Source organism: Streptomyces sp. NPDC029138, assembly GCF_055564375.1.
On sequence record NZ_JBVHWM010000131.1, the window covers coordinates 1 to 8441 of the forward strand.

Here is an 8441-nt window from a genome sequence, read left to right on the forward strand (position 1 = left end):
GAGCACGCCGGCGCCGGGGGAAGGGGGGTGGTCGATGCGCGGTGTTTCTGCGGCCCCGCCTCCGCCGGTGGACCGGTTCCGGATCCTGTGGCCGGGGGCGGGCGCCCCCCCCCCCCCCCCCGGGCCGGAAACCAGGTGACACATGAACACAGGGCTGCTGATCCTGCGGCTCACCGTCGGCCTCCTCGTCGCCGGGCACGGCGTGCAGAAGGTGACGCACCGGCTCGGCGGCACCGGACTGGCGGGCGGCGTCGAGGAGTTCCGCCGGGACGGTTTCCGCGGGGGCGTCCTGACCGCGCTCGCGGCAGGCGGTTCCCAGATCGGTTCCGGACTGCTGCTGGCGCTCGGAGCCCTCACCCCGCTGGCCGCCATGGCCGCCATGGGCGTCATGACGGTCGCGGTCACGGTCAAGTGGCGCAACGGCTTCTGGGTCCAGCACGACGGTTACGAGTTCCCGTTCGTGCTCGTGGCCACCGCCGCCGTCCTGGCCGCGACCGGCCCGGGCGCGTGGTCGCTCGACGCCGCACTGTCCATCGTATGGCCCTGGTGGGTGGCGCCCGCCGCGGTCGTGGCGGGCGCCGGCAGCGGACTGCTGGCCAGGACGGTCCTCAGGGACCGGCGACAGACATGACACGACCCCCGGAAACGAGACGCATGATGACGCGCGTGCATGCCCCGCACACCACCGACACCGCCCCGCCGGCGAGCGGCGCCCGCACCGGATACACCCTCATGGCCGGTCTGCTGGCCGCGATGATGCTCGGCGGCACCCTTCCCATCCCTCTCTACGTCCTGTGGGCGTCCCGGATCGGTTTCGGTCCCCTGACCGTCACCGTCGTTTTCGCCGTGTACGTGGTGGGCACGCTGATCACCCTGCTGTTCTTCGGCGGCCTGAGCGATCACATCGGACGCAGACGGGTGCTCGCGGCCGCCCTGCTGCTGGCCGCCGCCGGCACCGGCGTCTTCCTCGTCGCGACCCAGGTGGCGACGCTCGTCGTGGCCCGGGTGCTGAGCGGCCTGGCGGTCGGCCTCGCCAGCGGCACCGCCACCGCGGCCATCGCCGAACTGCACCCCCGCGGTGACCATCGTGCCGCCGCCGTCGTCGCCTCCGGGGTCAACATGGCCGGTCTCGGCCTGGGCCCCCTGCTCGCCGGTGTCCTCGCCGAGTACGCCCCGGCGCCGCTGGACACGGTCTTCTGGGTCTACCTGGGGCTCATCGCTGTCGCCGCCCTCGCCCTCTCGGCCGTCCCGGAGACGGTGTCACGGCGCCACGGCCCGATCACGTTCCGGCCGGACATCGGCGTCCCGGCCCCCATGCGGGTCGTCGTGGCCGGTGCGGCCCTGGCGGTGTTCGCCGCCTTCAGCGTCCTGGGGCTGTTCAGCAGTCTGGTCCCCGGCTTCCTGCGGGGAACCCTCGGTCTGCACAACCTCGCGGTGATCGGCGCCGTGTCGTTCCTCATCTTCGTCACCGGGGCGATCAGCCAGGCCGTCTTCGCGCGGCTGCCCGCCCGCCGCTCGGTCGGCGCGGGGCTGGCGCTTCTCCTGTGCGGTCTCGCCGGCCTGGAGGGCGCCCTCTATGTCAGGGCACTGTGGCTGTTCCTCCTGAGCACCCTGGTCGCCGGCGCCGCGGTCGGGCTGGTCTTCCGCGGCGGCCTCGCCGAGCTCAACCGCCTCGCCGACCCGGGCCGCCGCGCCGCGGTGACCTCCACCTACTTCGTCGCCGCCTATGTGGGCATGGCCGTGCCCTCGGTCGTCATCGGACTCCTCTCCCGGACGACGAGTCCGCTCACCGCGAGCGCCCTCGTCGCGGGAGCGGTCGCCCTGGTGGGTCTCACCGCTTTGACGGTGACGCTGCGCACCTTCACCGCGGCTTCCCCGGGCCCCCTTGGCACGAACAGTGGATGACGCACCCGAGGGGCGGCACGCTGTGACGACGGACGTGGCTCTCCCCGCACGGGGCGGGGCGGGTGCCGGACGATGTGCTGGAACTCCGCGTGCCCGCGTTCCGACGCCGGACTTCACGCGCACCATCCCGGACTCCCATGGGCGCACCAGGGCCGCCGGGAGCGCTCGCGGCGCAGGCGTTCCTGCGGGCCTCGATGTTCGCGGCACGGGCACGGACCGGCAAGCAGCTCGCCGAGGACGGCAAGGCCGTTGCGACCTGAGCAGCCGTGGTACCACGAGCAGCACCACGGCAGTTCGCGGAACGGACGGCCGGACGACGGCACGGTCGACCTCCCGCGCGGCATCGCCGAGAAGCCCGACGCGGAGCCCGCGCCGGAGGAGTTCGGCGACACCGTCGCCGAGTCGGGACCGCCGAGCTGCTCCACCTGTGCACCCCGCTCACCGACGACTGGTGACTGCCGCACAGGCCCGAGCAGGACGTGGCCGACGCCGCCGCTACGCGCCGACTGTCACGGGCTCCCGGCGCACCGGTACGGACATCGCCTGGCAGAACCGGACGCGGGCCGGCGGGCGAACGTTCCGCACACCCCGGGCGCCGACGCCCGGCATCCGAGGCGCCGGGCCCCGGCCCTGCAACGCCCCCGCCCCCTCGGCGCGTGGCTGACGGCTGTGAACCCTGTGGCCGTCGAGGAGAACGAAGGACACACCGGGCCGGTCTCGGCCGGCCGTCAACGGAACGGAGAGGTACACGTGCAGCGTGAGACGCGGCATCAGCCACAAGGGCGGGCGGACGAGGAGCGGGTGACTCTGCCGGGGGACGTCGGCTGGACCGGGCTGATGACGGCCCACATGCGGGCGATCGAGTCGGCGCGGCAGGACCGACTGTTCGACGACCCGCTCGCGACGGCGGTGGTGGACCTGGTCCGCCATGCCATCCGCACAGACCCGGACGGTGCCCTGCCGACGGGACCCAAGGACGACCGGGGTGAGTTGACCGAGACCTGGTACATGCTGTCGACGTTCCTCGGTGTGCGCACCCGGTACTACGACAGCCGGGTCACGGCGGCCTGCGCCGCCGGCATCCGCCAACTCGTCGTCCTGGCGGCGGGACTGGACGCACGGGCCTACCGCCTGGAGCTGCCCGCGGACACCACGGTCTACGAGGTCGACACCGAACCGGTGCTGCGGTTCAAGGAGAGCGTACTGACGCGCGCACGGCTGGAGCCCACCGCGCGCCGCCGCACGGTCGTCGCCGACCTGCGCGGCACCTGGGAGGCGGCGCTCACCCACGCTGGGTTCGACCCCGCGCTTCCCACCATGTGGCTGGTGGAGGGGTTGTTCATGTACCTGAGCGGCCCGGAGTCCGAGCGGCTGCTCCGTGGTCTGACCCGGCTCAGCGCCCCGGGCAGCCGCCTCGCGCTGGAGTACTACGAGTCCATTCCGCGCCCGGAGGACGTGTCGACGGTCGACGCGGCGGAGGAGGCGGTCATCGCCCGGATCCTGAGCTTCTTCCAGGACGGCCCGCCCACTCCGCCCGACCGTTGGCTGCCGTCCCACGGCTGGCGCTCGGAGGTGACCACGCTGGCCGCCGAGATCACCGCGCGGGGCCGGGCGGTCCCGGAGATGTTCCGCAAGGGACGCCCGCACGAGGTCAACCTCTGGCTGGCACACGGAACGCTGGGGTGAACACGCGCCCGCCGCGCCTCGCGGGAGCAGCGCGGCGGGCGCACCGGACGTTCGTGCGCGCGGGCGGCACCTGCCCGGTCAGGCGTCGCCCGTGGCGACACCGGCGCGCTGTGCCTCGGGTGGTCGCCCGATGGCCCGGCGGTCCCGGGAGCCCCCTCGGCCGGAGCCGGCTGGCGCGTTCGGGCCACGGGCGCGTCCCCGTCCCGGTGCGGCACCGCCCCTGCCCAGCTCGCCCCGGCGGACCACGTCGGCGCGCCGCGAACCGGTCACGGCCGCCGGCCCGGCCCAGGATCGGAAAGAAGGATCACGCCCGGTGACCGGCGCCGCCGTGGCGTCGCTCCGCGGGTGTCCCACGGCACCAGCGCGGTGGCCGCGGAACACCGTTGTCGTTGACATGCAGTGAACGGGGAGGGAATACCGCAATGCCCACAACCAGCAGGCGAATACAGTTCACGGGATCCCAGGGCGCGCCGCTCGAGGCGCGACTGGAGCTGCCCGAGGCGAGGCCCCGGGCGTACGCCGTGTTCGCGCACTGCTTCACCTGCGGCAAGGACACGTTCGCCGCAGCGAGGATCTCACGGGCCCTGGCGGAGTACGGAATCGCGACACTGCGCTTCGACTTCACCGGACTCGGCGAGTCCGGCGGCGATTTCGCCGACAGCACGTTCAGCTCCGACGTGGACGACCTGGTGCACGCGGCGGACCACCTGCGTGACCACTACGCGGCGCCCTCCCTGTTGGTCGGACATTCGCTCGGCGGCGCGGCGGTGCTCGCCGCGACGCACCGAATCCCCGAGACCAGAGCGGTGGCGACCATCGGCAGTCCGGTGTCGCCCCAGCACGTGGTGCACAGGTTCGAGGACGCCCGGTCGACGATCGAGCGGCGCGGCGAGGCGGAGGTCGACCTGGGGGGCAGGACCTTCCGCATCCGCCGGTGCTTCCTCGAGGATCTCGCCGCCCAGCCGCAGCGGGAACGCATCCGCCGACTGAACACCGCGTTGCTGGTCATGCACTCCCCGACCGACGAGACGGTGGAGGTGGACAACGCGCGGCAGATCTTCGACGCCGCCCGCCATCCCAAGTCCTTCGTCGCGATCCCGGGCGCGGACCATCTGCTCACCGACCGGTCCGACGCCGCCTACGTGTCCGCCGTGCTGGCGGCCTGGGCCACGCGCTACCTCGCCGGACCCGAGCAACCGTTGTGACCCCGCGCGCCTTCCCCGCCGGACATCGCGCCGGCTCGTGCCGGACACGGCGCGGACGCCGCGGCCGTTCACCCGCGACGGCAGGGGTGAACGACCGCGGCCGAACCGGCCCCTAGGCCGCCGCGCGGCTGTGGGGCAGCTCGTCACCGAGGCTGTCCGGCCGGGCGGCGTCGGTGGTCCGGACGGCGTGGGAGACCTTGCTCAGGGCGACGACGACCAGGCTGGCCACCAGGAAGGCACCGGCCATCACCAGGAGGACCACGCGCACGGCGACTCCCGAGTCCAACGCGACGCCGACGAGCAGGGGGCCGGCGATCCCACCGATGCGCCCCATGCCGAGGGCCCAGCCGATGCCGGTGGTGCGGATTCTCGGCGGATACAGCACCGTCGCCAGCGCGATGACGCTCATCTGGCCACCCGTGACACAGGTTCCGGCGAGGAACGCGGCGACGAGCAGACCGCCCGCCCCACCGTCGACGGCGGCGCCGAGCAGCGCGACGAACACCGCCCCGAGCAGGTAGACGACGCCCAGCGTCCCGAAGGGGCCGTGCTTGTCCATCGACGGCCCGATGAACGTGGCCGCGACGATCCCGCCGACCGTGGTCAGCGCGGTCGCGGCGACAGCGGTCGACTGGGAGTGGCCCAGGTGGGCGAGGACGGTGGGAAGCCAGCTCTGCATTGCGTAGAACACCGCGAGGTTCAGCATGAACGCCAGCCACAACAGGGCGGTGCCGAGCAGCCTGTGCCGCCGGAACAGTTCCAGCAGCGGCGCGCGCTCGGTGGCGACCGCGTCGGCTTGCTGGGGCTCGGGCGCGAGGACCCGCGTGTCCGGGCCGAGGTCCGGTGCGAGACGGCGGAGCGTGGCGTGCAGCCGGGAGCCGTCCGCCGAGCGCAGGAGCAGGTGGGTCGGGGAGTCGGGCAGGGCCCGCAGCAGCGGCAGGAGCAGCAGCAGTGGCAGGACACCGCCGACGACGAACACGGACCGCCATCCCCAGGCGGGGATCACCACCCGGGAGATGAGGCCGGCCGCGACGAACCCGGAGGCCAGCCAGCAGTAGATGTGCATGACGAAGGTCGAACGCCTCCGCGCCGGCGCGTACTCACTGGCCAGGGCCACCGCGCTCGGGATCGCGGCACCGAGGCCCGTACCGGTCAGGAAGCGCAGGACGAGCAGCTGCGGGGCACTTTCCGCCACGGCGCACAGCAGCGTCAGGACCCCGAACCACGCGACGGACCAGATGATCAGCCTGCGGTGGCCCGTCCTGCCGGCCAGCGGTGCGAGGAGGAGATAGCCGGCCATGAGTCCGGCGATCGAGGCCGAGAAGATCGGGCCGAGGGCGGAGGAGGTCAGATGCCAGTCCTGGGCGACGACCGGGGCGGCGTAGCTCATCGCCTGGGTGTCCAGACCGTCGAGGAACATCACCGAGCCGGTCATGGCCAGGAGCAGGTAGTGGAACCTGCCGACGGGCCGCTGGTCGATCAGATCGTCGAGACGCACCGAGGCGTCGCGTGGAACCTGTGAGGACACGGAGATCCCACCTTTCGGGTGTGGCGAGGGCCGGATCGGCCCTTCACGCGGGGACTGCGCGAAGAGGGGAGGGGAAGGAGGAGCGGAGGCGGAAGAGGGCCGGAGGCGCACGAGGGCCCGGGGACGGGCACGGCGGGGGCCCGCGGCGCCTGCGCGGAGCACGGCGACGCGCGGAGCGTGCCGCGGAACAAGGGGACACGTGGCCTGCGGCCGGCCTGCGGGCAGGCCGGTGTGTGCCGTCCACGGGGGAACGGGGACGGAGCGGAAGACGTACGACGGGCTCGAGAGCCTCTACTCGGCTTCGTCGCCGTGGAAGGTCGCGAAGGAACCGACGGGTTCGCGCGGGGTGCGCAGCCGGTTCAGGCGGTGCGCGGGGTCGGCGTACCCGAGGGCGAGTCCGCAGACGATCAACTGGTCGTCGGGGATCGGCAGGTGCCGGCGCAGCACGGGGGAGAAGTCGATGAGCGATGCCTGGGGGCAGGTGTCCAGGCCGTCGGCGCGAGAGGCGAGCATGAGGGCCTGGAGGAAGAGGCCCGCGTCCACGAGGGCGCTTTGCAGCGGATGACGGCTGGTCGTGAGGATGATGCCGACGGGTGCACCGAAGAAGTCGTAGTTGCGCCGGTGATGCGCCAGCCGGGCGCCGATGTCGTCCGCGTCGATCCCGAGCGTGTCGCGGTACAGGCATTCACCGAACCGGCGGCGGCGGGAACGGAACGGCTCGCGCCATGCGTCCTGTTCGGGCTGGTAGTCGTAGTCCCGTCCCCGCCCGTCGCCGTCGGCATGGGCCCGTAGGAGGTCCGCGGTGAGGGAACGTTTCGCCGCCCCGGTGACGACGTGGACCCGCCAGGGCTGGCAGTTGGAGTTGCTGGCGGACCGGGCGGCCAGGGCCAGGAGCCGCTCGACTGTGGACCGGGGGACGGGCGTCGGCAGGAACGCGCGCACGCTGCGTCGGCTGTGGAGGGCGTCCTCCACCGTGACCCGGGGCGGTGCCGGGACCGGCGCCGTGGCCGGGGTGTGGTTCATGGTCGTTTCCATGGTCAGGCCGTGGACGGGGTGAGGTGACCGGCCGGTGCGGGGGAGGGCGCGCTCGTCGCGCCCCGGACGGCAGGGCGGCCTGTGACGGTCGCGCGGCCCGTGCCGGTCGCGCCGCTCGTCATGGCCCGGTGGCCCGTCGTTCCGCCCCTGGCGGCCGCGAGGTGGGCCCCGGCCGAAGGGGCCGTCCGTCGCCGGGGTCGGTGCCCCGTCCGGGTCCGGGCGTTCCGGTCCCCGGCGGTGCCGGGGACCGGAACGATGTGGTCGGTCGGCTCCAGAGCAGTCACCATCGCGTACTCCTCGCTGTCGGTCACGTCACCACGGTCCGTGGTTCGCGTCACGCTAAGGGGGGCTTCCATTACGGTCAAGAGCTGTAAAGAAAGTGAATCCCTCCTCAGGTACCCGCCCCGTGGTCGTGCTGGGAGCGGTGCGCCGGGGTTCGCGTAATGTGCCGGTGCGGAGGGGGAGTGGATGGGCAACCCGGCACCGGCCGGCTTGTGTGTCGGAAGGGCTGAGATGGCGAAGGTGAAAGCGACGCGTTCCGATGAGCGGGCCGGCGGGCGCGAGGGGCGCTCGGGCGCGGAGCAGGTGGCGCCTGCCAGCGGCCGGCCCCGGGATCCGGCGATCGAGGAGGCGATCATCCAGGCCACGCGCAAGCGGCTGGCCACCGATGGCTACGCGTCCATGACGATCGGGGACATCGTCGCGGACGCCGGCGTCACCCGGCCGACCCTGTACCGGCGTTGGGCCAACAAGTACGACCTGGTCATCGACGCCCTGGAATACGGGCTGCGCAAGCAGCGCGAGGCCTACCCTCCGCTGGACATGGACCAGTTGGCCCCGCGCGAGGCGCTCGTCGAGGCGGTGCGCCGTCTCGACCCCCGCTATCACAACGAACGGGCCATGGCCCTGCACGGCAACTTCATGGCCGAGGTGGAGCGGGTGCCGGGTCTGCTGGAGCAGCTCCGGGAACACGGCGTACGGCCTCGCTGCGAGGAACTGCTGATGACGCTCGTCTCGCTACAGCGCCGCGGCGCCGTGCGGGAGGACGTCGACCTGGACATGATCGTCACCCTGTGTTTCGG

Annotated in this window: 9 protein-coding genes; 6 read left to right on the forward strand and 3 right to left on the reverse strand. The window is 73.0% G+C overall.

Annotated elements, in window-relative coordinates:
• Window positions 1-142 precede the first annotated feature (142 nt).
• From ACZ4WH_RS43650 to ACZ4WH_RS43670, 5 genes are all read left to right on the forward strand, one after another.
• Window positions 143-631, forward strand: a complete 489-nt coding sequence (locus ACZ4WH_RS43650) for a DoxX family protein (RefSeq protein WP_468191819.1) — start codon at window positions 143-145, stop codon at window positions 629-631.
• A gap of 35 nt (window positions 632-666) precedes the next feature.
• Window positions 667-1905, forward strand: a complete 1239-nt coding sequence (locus ACZ4WH_RS43655) for an MFS transporter (protein WP_468191821.1) — start codon at window positions 667-669, stop codon at window positions 1903-1905.
• Between the two features lie 137 nt (window positions 1906-2042).
• The gene (locus ACZ4WH_RS43660; protein ID WP_468191824.1) at window positions 2043-2165 is read left to right on the forward strand and encodes a hypothetical protein; all 123 of its coding nucleotides are present in this window, start codon (window positions 2043-2045) and stop codon (window positions 2163-2165) included.
• A 490-nt stretch (window positions 2166-2655) separates the two neighbouring features.
• Entirely contained in the window at window positions 2656-3591 is a 936-nt protein-coding gene (locus ACZ4WH_RS43665) for an SAM-dependent methyltransferase (RefSeq protein ID WP_468191827.1), read from the forward strand.
• Between the two features lie 422 nt (window positions 3592-4013).
• On the forward strand, window positions 4014-4796 hold the full coding sequence (locus tag ACZ4WH_RS43670) for an alpha/beta hydrolase family protein (protein WP_468191830.1): 783 nt from the start codon (window positions 4014-4016) through the stop codon (window positions 4794-4796).
• Between the two features lie 112 nt (window positions 4797-4908).
• Here ACZ4WH_RS43670 and ACZ4WH_RS43675 read toward each other — a convergent pair whose 3' ends face one another.
• The 3 genes from ACZ4WH_RS43675 to ACZ4WH_RS43685 all read right to left on the reverse strand — a co-directional run bounded on the left by ACZ4WH_RS43675 (window position 4909) and on the right by ACZ4WH_RS43685 (window position 7670).
• Window positions 4909-6324, reverse strand: coding sequence for an MFS transporter (locus tag ACZ4WH_RS43675; protein ID WP_468191833.1), 1416 nt, complete (start codon window positions 6322-6324; stop codon window positions 4909-4911).
• Window positions 6325-6615: 291 nt separating this feature from the next.
• Window positions 6616-7347 (reverse strand): nitroreductase, encoded by a 732-nt coding sequence (locus ACZ4WH_RS43680; RefSeq protein WP_468191836.1) that lies wholly within the window; start codon window positions 7345-7347, stop codon window positions 6616-6618.
• Window positions 7348-7361: 14 nt separating this feature from the next.
• Window positions 7362-7670 (reverse strand): hypothetical protein, encoded by a 309-nt coding sequence (locus tag ACZ4WH_RS43685; protein ID WP_468191840.1) that lies wholly within the window; start codon window positions 7668-7670, stop codon window positions 7362-7364.
• A 202-nt stretch (window positions 7671-7872) separates the two neighbouring features.
• On the opposite strand from ACZ4WH_RS43685, the gene ACZ4WH_RS43690 reads away from it, so the two are divergent.
• Window positions 7873-8441 (forward strand): TetR/AcrR family transcriptional regulator (locus tag ACZ4WH_RS43690; protein ID WP_468191842.1); only part of this gene is annotated, 569 nt, incomplete at its 3' end.